We start from the raw sequence: 15,404 nt of genomic DNA, 5'->3' as shown, positions 1-15,404 counted from the left end.
CGTTGCGGCAGTTGGTCTCCAGCGGCGTGCGTACCGTGTTCGGCAACCGGCTGGCCGCCGCGGTACTGCTGATCACGTTGGTGGCCAACATCTTCCTGTGGCCGATCTACCAGGCGTTCATGCCGGTGTTCGCGAAGGTGCACCTGGGGCTGGACGCCGGCGGGTTGGGCTGGTTGCTGACGTGCAGCGGGATCGGCGGGCTGGTCGGTTCGCTGGTCATCGCCGCGCTGGGCGACTTCCGGCGCAAGGGTGCGATGTTCGTGGGCGGCACGGCGCTGTGGGGCACGCTGTGGGTGGCGTTCGCGATCTCGGGCTCGGTACCGGTGTCGTTCGCGCTGATCGCCGGGGTGGGGTTGGCCAGCTCGGCGTTCGGCGTCCTGCAGACCACGCTGCTGCTGATGCTGACCCCGGCGGCCGTGCAGGGCCGGGTACTGGGGCTGCAGGAACTCGCCATCGGGATCATGCCGCTGTCGACGATCATGCTCGGCGCGGTCGCGTCGGTGCTCGGCGTTCCCGGTACCACGGTGATCAGTGGGAGCCTGCTGGTGCTGTTCCTGGTCGGCCTGGCGATCAAGGTACCCAGCCTGCTGCGCTACGGCGGTCACACTCCCGCGCAGGCTGAGGACAGGAGTTGACCGCAAGGCCGGCTAACCTCGTCTTCAACAGCGAGAACGAACCGCTTGGGAGCATCATGACGACCGTGAACGAGCCGACCAGCACCGACGAGCAGCCTGCGATCAGTCAGGAGCGCGCCGACATCCTGGAGATGCTGGCGCACCAGCGGCACTTCCTGCGCTTCACCACCCGCGACCTGACCGACGAGCAGGCCGGCCTGCGCAGCACCACCAGCCAGCTGTGCCTCGGCGGGCTGATCAAGCACGTCACCTCGGTCGAGCGCGGCTGGGCCGCCTTCATCGTCGAAGGCCCCGCCGCGATGCCCGACTTCACCAAGATGACCGAGGCCGACCTGCAGGCCCGCGCCGACGAGTTCGCGATGCTGCCCGGCGACACCCTCGCCGGCGTGCTCGAACGCTACGAGCAGGTCGCCCAGCACACCGACGAGCTGGTACGCACCGTGCCCGACCTGGACGCCAGCCACCCGCTGCCGGACGCGCCGTGGAACGAGCCCGGCGCCCGCTGGTCGGTGCGCCGCACGCTGCTGCACATCGCCGCCGAGACCGCCCAGCACGCCGGCCACGCCGACATCATCCGCGAGGCGATCGACGGCGCCAAGTCCATGGGCTGAGCCGCCACCCCACCGCGGTCCGTACTGCCGTGCGCCGGGCCGCGCGCGGCAGTACGGCTGTGCGGGCCGGCTCGGCCCCGCGGCGGCGAGGCGCTAACGTCTGTGCGGTTGGCGGCGACGAGGGGGCGGCATGCGGCGGGCGGTAGCGGCGGTCACGATCGGGGCGGCGATGCTGCTCGCTGCCGGATGCGCCACCCCGCCCGGTGGCAGCGGAGCGGCCTCGCCGACGCCGTCGCCATCGGCGAGCGGCTCCACCGTGCCGGCCGACTTCACCACCTCGATCGGCCGCACGTACCAGGGGATCAGCGGCACCAAGAAGCTCACACCGAGCACGTCCGTGCTGGTCGGGCCGCACTCGTTCCTGCAACTGGACCGGGTGGCACGGGCGACGACGCTCACCGCCGACCAGCTCGGCGTCGCCCAGCTCGGTGACCAGGCGCTGCCGGCGCACGCCCGGTCCGGGCACGAGTTCGTACTGGCGCACCTGACCCCGAACAGCACCAGCGGCACCGGCGCCGCCCAGCCCGGCCTGCCCGGCTACGACGGTGACGCGCTGAACGCCAGCAAGGCCGCCCTCGTGGTCGACGGCACCAGCCGCAGCGTGCCCGGCCAGCTGATCGCCGACGAGACGATCATCGTGTCGGTGCCGGCCGGCGCACCGGTCGCGCTGCGAATGAACGACGGCGGCCGGGCGCAGGACCTCGACCTGCGCACCGGCAAGCGCACCCGCACCGCGAGCCCGCTGTACTACCCGGTGCGCGCGGCCAGCCCCTCGTTCGACGACGCGTACTACGTGACCGGTCCGCACAGCACCGCCGGCCTGACCTCCGCCAGCGGCAAGGCCGCGCTCGCCCCGTACGCCGACAAGCTCGGCTGGGCGCGCAAGGGCCGCGCCTGGCTGTTCGTCACCGTCGGCTTCAACACCGACAGCCTGTCGCAGTTCAAGCCGGACGTGGCGCGCAGCCTGACCCTGACCGCCGGCGGCGCCACCCTGACCGGCCACCCCACCAGCAGCGGCGACACCAGCACCGACCCGAACGCGCCCAGCGCCGCCGGCGGCCACCTCGACCTCGCCTTCGACGTACCGGCGAGCCTGCGTTCCGGCACACTCAACTACCTGCCGGTGGGCTCGTTCGTCGTGGACGGCAAGACCGTCTCGGCGACCCCCTATCAGGGCGGCGACCCGCAGTACGACACCAGCGTCCAGCACAAACACCTCACCCTCAAACCCCGCTCCTGACGCATCCGGTCTCGGGATGGGCCGGCCGGCGGGAACCGGTCACTGCTGCCGTGAGCGTGTCGGTCAGTTCGCAGCGTCGACAGAAACCGTGACAGGGGCCCCGGGCCTGTCACGGTTTCTGTCGACATCGGGGCCCGGTGGCAATCCGGGATCCACGCAGTGACAGGTCACGGGCTTGCTTTCCCGGCGCGGCGGGCCAGCAGGTCCTGCAGTTCGCGGTGCCGGAACTGGTAGGCGGCGCCGGAGACGCGCATCAGGCCGGCGCGGTGGCACCAGGCCAGGAAGCGGCCCAGCCGGAACGGCAGGAACGCGCCCTGGAAGCGGCGGAAGCTGAGCAGAAACGCCAGGTACCGCAGGGCCTGCAGGCCGACACCGGTGGCGAACACCAGGCCGACTCCGGTCAGTACGGCCAGCAGCGCCGTGGCCAGCAGTGCACCACGGTGCAGGTCGTAGGAGAAGAACGCCACGCCGCCCTGCCCGCCGATCACCACCGCGCACAGCAGGCTCGCCGGAACCAGGCCGACGACGGCACTGAGCACGTCGTTGCGCAGCAGGTCGTTCGGCCGTACCGCCAGCGAGGCGCTGTCGGCGCCCAACCCGAACAGGATCGCGTTGCCCAGTCCGGCCGCCAGCCCGCAGGCCAGCGGGAACTGAAGGCTCCACGACCCGCCCGCCCAGTGCCGGAAAGCCATCTCGGCCAGCAGCATCAGCAGGAACCCGAACACCAGGCCGGCGGCGAACCGCCACGCGAACAGCAACAGACCGCGGGCACTGGCCAGCCGCCGGACGTCGATGTGATGGCGACTGGGCGGATCCCGGTCGAGGCGTAACTTGATCATCCAGCATTCGGCGCACACCACCAGCACCGTGACGACGTACGAGAGCTGCTGCACCAGCCCGCCGCTGAGCGCCGCGGAGACCGCGAAGGCCGCCAGCGGACACAGCCAGGCGAGGAGGAAGGCGATGTTGCGCGGGCGCGCGGCGCCGCACGACAACGCCAGCCGCTGCAGCACGATGTCACTCGCCGAACCCGACCGGTCGGCCAGCCTTCGTGCGGCGACCCGCCCGCCCGCGGTACCCGCCGCGCCCGCGGTACCCGCCGCGCCCGCGGTACCCGCCGCGCCCGCGGTACCCGCCGCGCCCGCGGCACCGCGCCCGGCGGCGCCGCGCGCAGATTGGCCACCACGTTCGGCACCGGGCTCAGCGGCGCCACGCGGACGTCGGGCACCACGTGCGGCCGCGCGCGGGTTGGTCGCGGCGAGCAGGGTGAGCCAGCCGTACACCTGGTCCTCGGTGTACGGGCCGGCCACCGCGCGGGCCCGCACGTACTGCTCGTTGAGCCAGTCACGCAACCCCGCGGCGCCCCGGCGGGCGATGGTGCGCAACTCGCTCGGCTCCCGCGTCCAGTCACCGGTGGCCGCATCGCGCCGCTCGTAGACGGCCACCGCCGCGGTCAGTCGCCACGGCGTGGACAGGCCCTTGGCGAGAGTCCCCTGCGGATGCTCGTCGAGTTGCCGCAGCACCGGCTCCCACCGCTCGGCGTCGTCGCAGCGCCGCTCGACGAACTCCCGCACCGTGGCCGGCCGTACCGGGGCGATCTGCACACGGACCGCGTCCCTGGGCCACACCTTGATGGCCTGCAGGGCCTGGCAGGTTCGGGTCCGGCAGGTCAGCACGACATCCGCCTTGCCCGTGCCGGCACGGTAGGCGTTGATCGCCCGTACGGCCTTCCCGGAGCGCGACTCGTAGCCGGGTTTGGCGGCCCCGTCCATCTCGTCGAGTCCGTCGAGCACCGGCAGGACCCGCCGGTCCTCGACCAGCGCCGCGGCGGTCTCGGTGTTCAGTCCGTAGCCGTCCTGCAGGTGGGCGACGAGCCAGTCCTCCAGCGACGTGTCGTTGGGCCAGGCTTCGAGCGAGAGCCGTACCGGCACCGCGTCGCCGGGGTCGCGCAGCGACAGCAGGTCCAGCATCAGCTGCAGCGCGAGGACCGTCTTGCCCGACCCGGGCGCGCCGCTGATCACCAGCCGCCGCCGCCCGACGGGCAGCGCTCGGAAGTGGGTACCGATGTCACGCAGTTGCAGCCGCTCCGCGGCCACCTTCCCCTCGTGCCGGGCGGCCGGCTCGATGCTGAGGTCGAGGTCGAGCGCCTGGTCGTCGTCGCCGAGCAGCCGGGCACGTTCCTGTCGCTCGGCCGCAGCGACCGAGCGGGCCAGCCGATCCGCGGCGACCGCAACGTCGTTCTCCTGCCGGCGGCCCCGCCACAGCGGCCACACGCTGGCGGCCAGCGAGGCCAGCCCGACCACCGCCGACACCGGATCGACCTCACCGAATCGCAGCCGCCGCCACACCAGCGCCACCGACACGACGAGCCCGACCAGCCCCAGCAGGCCGACGGCCCAGTCCGCCTGCCGCCGCGTCGTCGCTCTCCCCATAACCGACCATGATGTATGAGCCGTTCCAACCACGATCGCCCGGATCGACCGCGAAATCACGGCCGATCCACCACCACCGGCGACGGACGGTCCTCAGATCACGCGGTGCCGCGGACCGGCCGCCATCCTGCGAATCTGCCGTTCAGGATCGGCGAGTGCCCAACTGTTCGGCCACGAGTGGTCCGGACCGTCGGTGGCAGCCATGCGCCTGATCTCCGGCGCGCTCGGTGCGCTCGGTGCGCTCGTCGGCATCGCCCTCTGGCAGAGCGCCGTCGACGACGGCTGGAACGGCGACGTCGAGCGCAGTCACCCGGTCCGTCGCGTAGAGGCGCGCGAAACGCGTCAGGACACCTGCTCCTGCAACAGCCTCGGTCTGCCACCGTCCGGCGCGGTAGGCAATACTCACGTCCGTGACCGTGACCATGATCGAGATGGACGACAAGGTGCGGTTACGCACCTGGACTGCGGGCTCCACGGTCTCTCAGCGATTCCCCGCGGTGTTGCTGCACGGTGGGCCGGGCCTCCCCGACTATCTCGCACCGGTCGCACACATGATCGACGACCTGTGTCTGATCCATCGCTACGACCAGCGCGGCACCGGCGATTCGCCCTGGCAGGGAGAACACACCATCGACCGCCACGTTCGAGACCTGGCGTCGTTGCTCGATGCGTGGGGGCACGACCGGGTGGTGTTGATGGGCCATTCGTTCGGCACCAACATGGCCAGCTACTTCCTGCTCGCCCATCCTGAGCGGGTGGCCGGTCTGGTTCAGATCGCCGGGCCCTTCCTGGACCCGTGGCGAGAAGCCGACCAAGCCGCGCAACGGGCGAGGCGTACTGACGAGCAGCAGGCAAGGCTCGACGAACTCGAGGCGATCGAGTCGCGCACGGAGAGCGAAGAGATCGAGTACCTCACCCTCTCATGGTTCACCGATCACGCCGACCAGACTCGGGCCTGGGAGTGGGCGCTCGCATCAGCTCACACGCTACGGCCGGTCAACTACACGATGAACGCCCAGCTCAACGCCGCCAAGAAGATCGACCCGCTGGAAGCCCATGTGGACGAACTGCGTGAGCACCTGCCGCCCGGCGCCGTGATCATCGGCGGTGCCGGCGACAGCCGCCCCGCTGATGCCCTGCGACGCCTGGGAGAACAACTGGGCTGCGAGGTCAGCATCCTCCCGAACGCCGGGCACAGTCCGTGGTTGGACGCACCGGAACAGTTCGCTGCGGTGCTGCGCACCGCAGTCCAGGCCAACCCAACGGCCAGCTGACCAGGCACTGATCCTTCACGTGCCGCCGCTGATTCCTCAGCCCAGCATGTAGCGGCGCCCGGTCTGTATGACTCGACCGGTCAATGATCCGTGGGCGCGGTGACCGTGCGGGCGCACCATCGCGCCCGCACGGCGTGAGTCAGTAGTGCGTTGTATGAGTCCAGAACGTGCAGTGGTGCTGGTCGCGTAGTTGTTGGGTGGGGATCAACAGGCTCGCGCCGGCTGGGCGTATCGACAGGACCTGCTGGTGCTGCCGGTCGTAGCGTGGCCAGGTCGGGCTGTGCGCGGCGGCCGGGTTGCCGGTGCGGGCGAAACTCGTCCACTCGGCGAGCAGTTGGTCCTGCAGCGCGGCCTGGTTGGGATCCAGCTTTCCGGACGGGTAGTGCACGAGCAGGTTGGTCCCGCTGTGTACGGCGCCGACCGGTGCGGTGATCTCGTGCGCCGGGTTGTCGGCGTCCTCGTCCAGGTCGGCGTAGAGCGGGATGTGCCGGGCCAGGTTGTCGTTGGCGGTCAGCAGCGGGCACACCGACGCCGAGTCGGCCATGATCGTGCGGTAGGCGATGAACGGCGAGGAGTACCGGCTGAGCGGGTAGAGCCGCCGCACCGTGGGGGCGAGCCGACCGAACTGCTCGGTGGTCAGCTGCCGGTACTGCGCCGGCGTGTCGGCGACCACGGTGTGCAGTCCGGGCTGGTTCGCATAGATGCCGCCGTTGAACTCGTCGCGTCCCACGTCGGTGATCAGGCTGACGTGGTTGACGTGACCGGTGGCGAACGCCTTCGCCGGCGACATGGTCAGCGTGGTGCCGTTGACGATCGGGCCGATCGTGCCGCCCGCGGTCGGATCGACGAACTGGCCGCCCTTGTCCACCAGCGTGGCGACGGGCACCTTGCGCAGGCACACCGCGACGTCCCCGTGGTCGCAGCCGAGTTTCGCGGCGAACTGGGCGCCGGTGCGCTGCGCCTGCGACTCGGTGTAGTACGTGGACTTGCAGTCGGCCTTCGACCAGATGGTGTTGTTCTCGTAGTTGTAGAAGCCGCTGACGCTGATTCCCTTCTGGAACAGGCGCTTCGCGGTGGGCGAGGCGACCTGGTCGCAGACGCTCGCGCCGCCGGCCGACTCGCCGAAGACCGTCACGTTGTGCGGGTCGCCGCCGAAGTGCGTGATGTTGCGCTGCACCCAGCGCAGCCCGGCCTGCTGGTCCTGCAGGCCGTAGTCGCCGGAGTGCTCGCCGAGCGCCGCGTGCGCGAGGAAACCGAGCACGCCCAGCCGGTAGCCGACGTACACGTAGACGACCCGCCCGGTGCGCACCAGGTTCTCGCCCTGGTCGGTACGGTTCTCCCCCAGGAACCCGCCGCCGTGGAACTCGTACATCACCGGCAGATGCTCACCGAGCTTGGCGTCGGCCGGTTTCTCGATCTTCAGGTACAGGCAGTCCTCGCTGGTGTCGGCGCCGGCCACGCTGGGCTCCGGGCAGCTCTTGGCGGGCTGGGTCGCCGGCAGCGTCGTGCTCCACGGTTGGTGCGGCTGCGGCGGCCGCCAGCGAAGGGCACCGACCGGCGGCGCCGCGTACGGGACGCCCTGGTACGAGGTCACGCCATCGGCGCTGGTGCCGCAGACCGGGCCGTCCGCGGTGGCCACGGTGGTGCCGGAGGTGCACGACGGGGCGGCGGCGCCGTGCTGCGAGCGCGTCCACAGTGCCGGTACCGCCAGCGCGAGCGCGGTGATCACCGCGATGCCGGCGGCGGCGATCGTGGTACCCGGTCGCCACCGGCGTTTGTCGTCGGGTAAGTGGGCCATCTGGGTGCTCCCCTCACGCAGTCCTGCGTTTCGTGGAGCCGAGGATCTGGGCTTACCACACGCGAGACGGTCCTCAATGGACGGTCAGGCGAGCGTCTCCGACACCATCGGGCCCTGCGCCGGATGGTCCGGGGGTGGGTCTGCGTCGTCCTCGGGCTCCGTGACCGACGCGCACGCGGGAAGCCACCTCCACGACGCCCGAGCGGGAGCGACGCTCGAACCACCACCGGATCTCACCCATGTCGAGCCACCTGACCGACCAGTCGATAGATCCTCTTTGTGGCGAAAGTACTGCTATCGCAACATGCTTGCAATGCATTCCACCGACAACCCCCGGGCAGGTAGCGCGGCGGGCCAGCCGCGACGGGACGACGTGCGCGGCAACGCGACCGCGCCGCGGGCCGCCCACCGGGACCGACCACGCCGGCGTTGAGCCGTGACCGAGATGCGGCTATGGTCATGCCATGGGCGCGGGTGTACCTCGGGTGCGGTGTCAGCTTTGCGGGAAGCGCGACCAGCACGCCACCCGCGTCGGGCTCAGAATGGCCCCACTGATGTTCTGTGACGGCTGCACCAAGCGGCTGGAAAAGGGCCAGGTGACCGAGGTTCCGCTGCGCGTCGTGCGCCAGGTCTGCCGGCAGCTCGACTCCCGGGACAGCAGCGTGCGCAACTGCGCCACCCGCAAGCTCGCCCAGCTTCGCGACCCGCGTTCCGCGGATGCCCTGGACGCCTTCCTGACCAGGGTCGACAACAACTCTCTGGACGGCCTGCGGGCGTTGCTGAACACCGGCGACCCCCGCGCGGCCGAGCACCTGCGAGCCTGCGTGACGAAGTACAACTCGCACGAGGCCATGAAGATGCTGGTACAGGCCGGTGATGAGCACGCGTTGGCAGAGCTTGGCGCCCTCCTCGTCAAGCACCCGTCGTACCTGGCGTTGAGGTCGCTGGTGGAGGTCGGCGACCAGACCAGCGTCGAGTACATCTACCAGACGCTGCGCGATCACCAGAGCTGGTGGACGACGAGTACCTCGTCGTACAACGCGGCCGAGTCGCTGGGCGGCGCACCGGACATCACCCACGTCACGAGTTGGGAGATCGACAGTGCGCTGCTTCGGCTGCATACCCTGAGTAAGCGGCTGACCGGCGACGGGCACCTGCTGTCGGTGCAGATCGCGGCCCGCCTGGCGCAGGACCCGGCGTGCGCGCACCGCGACGCCGCCGCGGACGCGCTGATGCGCTACCTGGTGGAGTGGCGGCTTGGCGGCAACGCGGCCTGCCGGAAGGTCGTTGCTGCCGCGGTAGGTCACTTCGAGCAGGGCGATGACGCCAGCCAGGCCCGGGCCGAGAAACTGCGCCGCATCCTCGATCCTGCCTGACAGGCGGCGACCTGGCAGCTCAGAGGCGGGCCGGGACGCCGGGAGTTCGAGCCCTACACCCGCGACGGGTCGGAGGGAAGGGAAGGGGCGCCGGCGGCGCCCGTGTGCGCCGTGCCACCCGCGTAGGCGGTGGTCGCGGCTTGGAAGAACGAGCGGATCAGCGGACTGGTGTGCCGCTGGTTCCAGGCGGCCACCGCGCGGCTGGGTGGCATGTCGATCAGTGGCACCACCGCGAGTCCGTCGGCGGGTTCGTGGTCCAGGACGGTCATGCCGACCGTGCCGTTCCAGAGAACGGCCTGCTGGCACTCCTGGACGGTGCGCACCACCGGGCCCTCGCGACGTTGTCCACCGTGCCAGTACGACTGCCAGCGGGGGTCGGTGCCCTCCGGAAACCGGAACCAGCGGCGGTCGGCCAGGTCGGCGAGCTTCAGGCTGTCGCGGCCGGCGAGCGGATCGTCGGCCCGCAGCAGCGCGCCCACCGGATCGGCGCGCAGTTCCCGTACGGTCAGGGCGGTCTCGTCGAACGGCCGGCGAGTCAGCGCCACGTCGACCAGCCCGGCGTGCACCCCGCAGGTGGGGTCGGTCAGCTCGGTCTCGCGGACACGTACCTCGACGCGCGGGTGCTGCCGGCGGAAGGCGACGGCCAGCCGGGTCACCCGCGGATCGGTGCTGTCCCCGAGGATGCCGACGGTGATGCTGGCGGCACCAGCGGCCGCGGCCACGCGTACGCGCGCCTGGTCGGCGCGGGCGAGCAGGGAGCGCGCCTCGTCGAGCAACACCTCGCCGACCGGGGTGAGCGTGACACCAGCGGGGGAACGGACGAACAGCTCCGCGCCGACCTCGGTTTCCAGCTGCTTGATCGCACGGCTCAGTGGCGGCTGACTCAGGTGCAGCCGGGCGGCGGCCCGGCCGAAGTGCAGCTCCTCGGCGACGGCCACGAAGTAACGCAGGGACCGCAGTTCCATACAGCGACGATACCCATCGGGTATCGCGGTCTCGGGATAGGTCTTGGACAGGGGCACTGCCCTGGCAGTGGAATCGAGGCATGACCGACGAACCGACAGCCACCGGGCCGGCGGCCGACCCCGCCGTCTCGGTGGTCGGCCCGGGCGACGGGGAGACCATCGTCCTGGGCACCACGCGACTGCGCATCCTGGAAGACGGCAGCAACACCGGACACCGCCTCGGGCTCGCCGAGTCCGTCCTCGCGCCGCACACCCCCGGACCACCGCAGCACCGCCACGCCCAGCACGACGAGGGTTTCTACGTCATCTCCGGCACGGTGCGGTTCACCGTCGCGGACAAGGACCACGACGCCACGGCGGGCACGCTGGTAATGGTCCCGCCCGGCGCTCCGCACACCTTCGCCAACGTCACCGACGAGCCGGCCACCATGCTCAGCACCTTCACGCCGGACCTGTACGTGCAGTACTTCCGCGACCTGCAGGACATGATCGCCAGCGGCCAGGCGCTGACGCCACCGGCGAGCATCCAGGCGATGCGGCGCTACGCCACCGAGCCCGCCACCGATCTCAGCGAGAATCCGTAGGCGGTGAGAGCCCCGGCTGAGCCCGTGGGCGCGGCCGAGGCGCTCCCTGCAGGTACGGTCAGCCCGCGGGCTTCGCCGCCACCGGGCCGGTCGGGGCCACCGTGCTCGCCCATGCGGTCGGGCTGCTGCTGAGCGTGTAGCGAAGCGTGTTGGTCGAGCGCAGCGTGTCCAGCGGCAGCCACGAGCGGGCCTGGCTCTTGCCGTCGGCGCGCAGCGAGCTGATGAACGGTGCGCTCGCGGCGTCCCGGTCGGTACGGATGCGCAGCCGGTGGTTGCCCAGATGCACGGTGGCGGACGGGAACTGCGGGGTGGACAGCGCCAGCCCACCGTCGGCCTGCGAGGCCGGGAACATCCCCAGCGAGGCGAACACGTACCAGCTGGACTCCGCGCCCATGTCGTCGTTGCCGGGCAACCCGTCACGGCCGGTGCCGAAGGCGGTGTGCAGCAACTGGTGCACGACGTACTGCGTCGAGGCGGGCTTGCCGGCCCAGTTGTACGCCCACGGGGCCGGGAATCCCATCTCGTTGCCCATGTAGAAGCCCTGGGAGTCCTGGCCGCCGTTGAGCTGCTGGAGTGTCGGTACCTTCGTCAGCGCCGAGTCCACCGAGAACAGCGTGTTGAGCCGGTCCACCGCCGCGGACTTGCCGCCGATCGCGTCGATCAGCTCCGGCCAGGCGTAGCCGAACGACCAGAAGTAGTTCGGCTCGGTCGACTCGTGGTACCAGCCGGCCTCCAGCTCACCGGGCTCACCGGTACTGGTCGGCGGCTTGCGGGCGGCGATGGTGTCGTTGTTCGGATCGAAGATGTGCCGCCACCAGCCGGCCCGGTCGTCGAGCGTGGCGATGTCGGCCTGGCTGACCTGCACACTCGGGTCGGACCGCACGCTGGCGGGCAACGCCGACAGGAACGCGGCCGCGGCGTGGTCCACGGCGTACTGCTCGATGTTGGGCGAGGTGGTGTCCGGGTAGTAGCCGTCGGCGAGGTACCGCTGGGCGCTGGCCATGCTGGCCCGACCGTTGCAGGCGCTCGTGGGGTCGAACACCGACTGCTTGACCAGCCGCGCCGCGGTGGTCACGTCGAAGTCGGTGGCCCCGAAGCTGTACGAGGCGGCCAGGACGGGAAGGGCGTTGTCACCGGCCATCGGCGTCGAGTCGTCGCTGGCGTCCACCCAGTGCGGGAACGCCCCGCACTGCTCGCCGTCGACCACCAGCGACTGCATCACCTCGCTCGCCTCCCTCGGCGCCAGCATGGCCAACAGCTGCGCGTCGGAGCGGTAGGTGTCCCACATCGACAGCCCCGTGTAGTGGTACCGGGGGTGCCCGGTGCTGCCGTCGGGGCGGGTGAACGTGTCGTCGGCGACGTTCGCGACCGGCCGCTCCTCCACGCCCCCGGCGGTGTCGACCGAGCTCGGGTACGGCGGTGTCGCGGTCATGCTGCGGTAGTCGCCGTTGACGTCGGAGTAGATCGTCGGCGTGCCGAACACCCGGTACAGCGCGGTGTAGAACTTGGTCAGGTTGTCGCGCTGCGCGCCGGTGAGGCGCTGCGGATGCGCCGCCTCGTCGATCTGCACGCTGTTGAGCCGCGCGTTCCAGGCCGCGTCCGCGTGCCCGCGCACCTGCGCGAACCGCGAGCGCGCGTTCTCGGTCTCGAGGTTGAGCTTCGCGTTGGCCACGCTGACCGAGGAGATGCCCACCCGCATGGTCAGCGTGCGGTCCGCGCCGCTCAGGTCGTACTGCAGCAGTGCCGCACCGTGCTGCACCGTGTTGAGGGTGCTGCCGGCCGGCTGGGCGCGCAGCGACTTGTCGAACTCGGCGTAGAAGTAGACGTTGGAGTTGAACTGGGTGCCGTACGGCGTGCAGAACGCCGGCGCGACCGTCTTGCCGGTCAGCACCCGGCCGTGGTCGGCGATGTTCAGCGCCGTGTTGTCGGCCGACACCTTGCCGGCGGTGCTGGCCATGTTGCTGTTGGCGTTGAGCCGGGTGTCCAGGGGAAGTAGCCGGAGTCCTTGCCTGGGTAGGTGAACTGCGCCATCCCGGTGCGGGTCGTCGCCGTCAACTGCACGCCGACCTTGTTGTCCAGCCGCACCGAGTAGTAGCCGGGCGACGCCGACTCGTTCGCCGTCTGGAAGCCGACGCCGGTCGGCACGCCCGTGTCCGAGGCGACCGCCTGCGGGGTGGACGCCGGCATCATCCCGACCACGCCCTGCCCCGGGCAACCCGGGCCGTTGAGGTGGGTGAGGCTGAAGAAGTTGATCCGGCCGTCGGTCGCGTCGGCGCCGGTGAGGTAGCCGCCGGAGCCGTTGAAGTTGGTCCGCGGCGTGTCCGGCCCGAAGTCGACCATGCCGAACGGCACCTGCGCGCCCGGATTCACATTCCCGGCGTACCCGCTGGTCGACGAGACCGCGGTGCCGATGAACGGGTTCACGTACTGCGTCAGCGGCAGCTCGCCGTGTTGCCTGCCGTGCTGCTGCGGCGCCGCACCGGCCGGCTGGAGCACGCCGAGCACCAGCGCCGCGCCTGCCACCACCGCCCCGCACCGGACCCCGACCCGTAACCTGCGCACACCCATCGCCCTCTCCATCAACTACGGCCGTGATGACAACGCTGTCATTCGCGGCTCACCCTAGAGAGAGCGCGGCCGGTTGGCAATCGACTCGTCCCCACTCTGGCTGGCGGCGAGGTCGACGTGCGACGGCGTGCTCACTCGGCAGTCACCGGCTGTCGATCCCGGCCGTACGCGGCGCCTGCCTGCTACGGGACCTGCGTGAACGTGTCGAGCTGTTCGGCCAGTCGCGCCAGTTCCGCGGCTGCCGCGGGCGAGCTATCGCTGAGCCCGCTGTGTACGGCCGTGGCGCTGCGCAGGAAGCGTCGGAGTGCCCAGACGAGCAGTCCGTGCGGCAGGGTCTGCACGGCACTGAAGGCGCGAGGTACCGGCGGCGTCGGCATGGCGGCCAGGTTCTGCCGGATGCGGCCGAGCATGCGGCGCACCGCGTCCGGATCGTCGGCCAGCGCGACCGGGCCGCCCGCGACGTGCACGGCCTGCCCGAGCGGTACCTCGAACGCGGCGTGCGTCGTGAGCCAGGCGTCGATCCGCGGCTCGGCCTTGGCGCTGAGGCCGGCGGCGCGGAACGTGCGCACGATCCGTTCCAGTCTCGGCGTGGTGTGGCCCTCGGGTTCGCCGATCGGCATCGCGACCCGGCGGGTCAGGACGTTGGGGGCGCGGTACCGGACCACGCCACCGTCCATCGTGCCGCCGACCGCAGGTAAGCCGAGCAGTACCCGCCGGTGGCCCAGCACCGCGCGAAGCGGCTTCGCGCCCGCGGCCCAGTTGTGCAGGAACAGCACGTCGCCGTCGACGTCGGCGAGGGACTCCAGCACGTCGTCGACCTGATGGGCCCGAACGAACACGGCGATCAGGTCGTAGCCGTCGGCCGGGCGCTCGACCACCGGCACCGCTATCCGCCGGACGTCCGGGCTGTCCTGCTCGGCCAGTTGCAGCCCGTGTCGACGCAGGGCGGCCAGGCGCTCGCCTCGGGCGAGCAGCGACACGTCGTGGCCGGCCTGCTGCAGCTGGGCGGCGAACAGGCTGCCGCAGACGCCGGCGCCGTACACGAGCAGTCTCATGGCGATCCTTCGTGGCCGGGATTCATACGTTCGTTTTAATCAAACGTCTGTATGCTAGCCAACCGTGGCCTCCTCCGACACCCGCACCCAGCTGCTCGACGCGGCGGAACGCCTCTTCGCCGAGCGCGGGTACCGGGGCACCTCGGTTCGCGCGATCACCGAGCTGGCCGGGGCGAACCTGGCCGCCGTCGGCTACCACTTCGGTTCCAAGGCTCAGCTGCTGGCCGCCGTCGTTCGCCGCGTGATCGAGCCCATCAACGCCGCACAGTGCGCCGGGCTCGATCGGCTGCTTGCCCGTACGTCGCAACCGCGGGTCGCCGAGCTGGTCGAGGCGTTCGCGGGGCCGCTGTTCGACGTGATCACCGAAGGCGACGAGAGCAGCGCCCAAACCTCGCAGCTGATCATGACCATCCTCAGCGACCCGGCCGAGGAGATGCGCAGCTGGAACGGCCCCGTCGAGGACCTGGTCCGCGACCGCTACCTCGCAGAGTTCCAGCGCGCGCTACCAGACCTGTCGCCACCGGAGCTGTGGTTCCGGATGCGCGGGCTTCTCGCGGTCACCGCCGTGGACCGCGTCGAGATCTCCCACCGTCGACCCGTCACCGGCCCCTCGCCGGCGGCAGGCGAGGAGTCCCGACGCTTCGCGATCACCTTCCTGGCAGCGGCCATGAGCGCGCCACCGACCCGGACCTGACGAACCACGACACCGCCGACGGTGGCCTGGGACATCAGTTGCGAGGTCGAACAGACGAGCTTCCGGTCGCCGAACGCGTGGTCCGCGAGCAGCCTCCCGCTCAGACAGGTTCTCCAGTCTTGATGTGGTAGTGCGCCGTCAGGCGCCCCAAGTGCCGAACGCCACCGATTAG

Annotated in this window: 14 protein-coding genes; 7 read left to right on the top strand and 7 right to left on the bottom strand. The window is 70.8% G+C overall.

Annotated elements, in window-relative coordinates; genetic code table 11:
* From NUM_RS17515 to NUM_RS17505, 3 genes are all read left to right on the top strand, one after another.
* Positions 1–635, top strand: a 635-nt coding sequence (locus NUM_RS17515) for an MFS transporter (RefSeq protein WP_207125934.1), incomplete at its 5' end; no start/stop codon positions are given.
* Between the two features lie 56 nt (positions 636–691).
* A complete protein-coding gene (locus NUM_RS17510) occupies positions 692–1,246 on the top strand; it encodes a DinB family protein (RefSeq protein ID WP_207125933.1) in 555 nt (184 codons plus the stop codon).
* Between the two features lie 130 nt (positions 1,247–1,376).
* Positions 1,377–2,486 carry a hypothetical protein gene (locus NUM_RS17505; RefSeq protein ID WP_207125932.1) on the top strand — a complete coding sequence of 370 codons (1,110 nt, stop codon included), beginning with the start codon at positions 1,377–1,379 and terminating at the stop codon, positions 2,484–2,486.
* 167 nt (positions 2,487–2,653) lie between these two features.
* On the opposite strand, the gene NUM_RS17500 is transcribed toward NUM_RS17505, so the two are convergent.
* Positions 2,654–4,918: an NACHT domain-containing protein gene (locus tag NUM_RS17500; RefSeq protein ID WP_207125931.1), complete on the bottom strand. Its 2,265-nt coding sequence runs from the start codon at positions 4,916–4,918 to the stop codon at positions 2,654–2,656.
* A gap of 142 nt (positions 4,919–5,060) precedes the next feature.
* Entirely contained in the window at positions 5,061–5,324 is a 264-nt protein-coding gene (locus tag NUM_RS17495) for a hypothetical protein (protein ID WP_207125930.1), read from the bottom strand.
* Between the two features lie 4 nt (positions 5,325–5,328).
* Here NUM_RS17495 and NUM_RS17490 point away from each other — a divergent pair, with 4 nt between their 5' ends.
* On the top strand, positions 5,329–6,192 hold the full coding sequence (locus NUM_RS17490; protein WP_207125929.1) for an alpha/beta fold hydrolase: 864 nt from the start codon (positions 5,329–5,331) through the stop codon (positions 6,190–6,192).
* Between the two features lie 139 nt (positions 6,193–6,331).
* On the opposite strand, the gene NUM_RS17485 is transcribed toward NUM_RS17490, so the two are convergent.
* Positions 6,332–7,990 carry a carboxylesterase/lipase family protein gene (locus NUM_RS17485; RefSeq protein WP_207125928.1) on the bottom strand — a complete coding sequence of 553 codons (1,659 nt, stop codon included), beginning with the start codon at positions 7,988–7,990 and terminating at the stop codon, positions 6,332–6,334.
* Between the two features lie 464 nt (positions 7,991–8,454).
* Here NUM_RS17485 and NUM_RS17480 point away from each other — a divergent pair, with 464 nt between their 5' ends.
* Positions 8,455–9,366, top strand: a complete 912-nt coding sequence (locus NUM_RS17480; protein ID WP_207125927.1) for a HEAT repeat domain-containing protein — start codon at positions 8,455–8,457, stop codon at positions 9,364–9,366.
* Positions 9,367–9,419: 53 nt separating this feature from the next.
* Here the strand turns inward: NUM_RS17480 and NUM_RS17475 are convergent, their stop codons facing one another.
* The gene (locus NUM_RS17475; RefSeq protein WP_207125926.1) at positions 9,420–10,331 is read right to left on the bottom strand and encodes a LysR family transcriptional regulator; all 912 of its coding nucleotides are present in this window, start codon (positions 10,329–10,331) and stop codon (positions 9,420–9,422) included.
* Between the two features lie 80 nt (positions 10,332–10,411).
* Between NUM_RS17475 and NUM_RS17470 the strand changes: the two genes are divergently transcribed.
* Positions 10,412–10,915, top strand: a complete 504-nt coding sequence (locus tag NUM_RS17470; protein WP_207125925.1) for a cupin domain-containing protein — start codon at positions 10,412–10,414, stop codon at positions 10,913–10,915.
* 58 nt (positions 10,916–10,973) lie between these two features.
* Here the strand turns inward: NUM_RS17470 and NUM_RS17465 are convergent, their stop codons facing one another.
* The 3 genes from NUM_RS17465 to NUM_RS17455 all read right to left on the bottom strand — a co-directional run bounded on the left by NUM_RS17465 (position 10,974) and on the right by NUM_RS17455 (position 14,538).
* Positions 10,974–12,872: a glycoside hydrolase domain-containing protein gene (locus NUM_RS17465; protein ID WP_207125924.1), complete on the bottom strand. Its 1,899-nt coding sequence runs from the start codon at positions 12,870–12,872 to the stop codon at positions 10,974–10,976.
* Complete coding sequence (locus NUM_RS17460) at positions 12,827–13,483, bottom strand: hypothetical protein (protein ID WP_207125923.1); 657 nt, start codon at positions 13,481–13,483, stop codon at positions 12,827–12,829. The genes NUM_RS17465 and NUM_RS17460 overlap by 46 nt, the downstream gene beginning before the upstream one ends.
* A gap of 182 nt (positions 13,484–13,665) precedes the next feature.
* Positions 13,666–14,538 carry a ketopantoate reductase family protein gene (locus NUM_RS17455; protein ID WP_207125922.1) on the bottom strand — a complete coding sequence of 291 codons (873 nt, stop codon included), beginning with the start codon at positions 14,536–14,538 and terminating at the stop codon, positions 13,666–13,668.
* Between the two features lie 64 nt (positions 14,539–14,602).
* Between NUM_RS17455 and NUM_RS17450 the strand changes: the two genes are divergently transcribed.
* Complete coding sequence (locus tag NUM_RS17450; RefSeq protein WP_207125921.1) at positions 14,603–15,232, top strand: TetR/AcrR family transcriptional regulator; 630 nt, start codon at positions 14,603–14,605, stop codon at positions 15,230–15,232.
* Positions 15,233–15,404 lie beyond the last annotated feature (172 nt).

It is taken from the genome of Actinocatenispora comari (genome assembly GCF_017312725.1).
Taxonomy (GTDB): Bacteria; Actinomycetota; Actinomycetes; order Mycobacteriales; family Micromonosporaceae; genus Actinocatenispora; species Actinocatenispora comari.
This window is presented reverse-complemented; position numbering and strand designations above follow the sequence as displayed.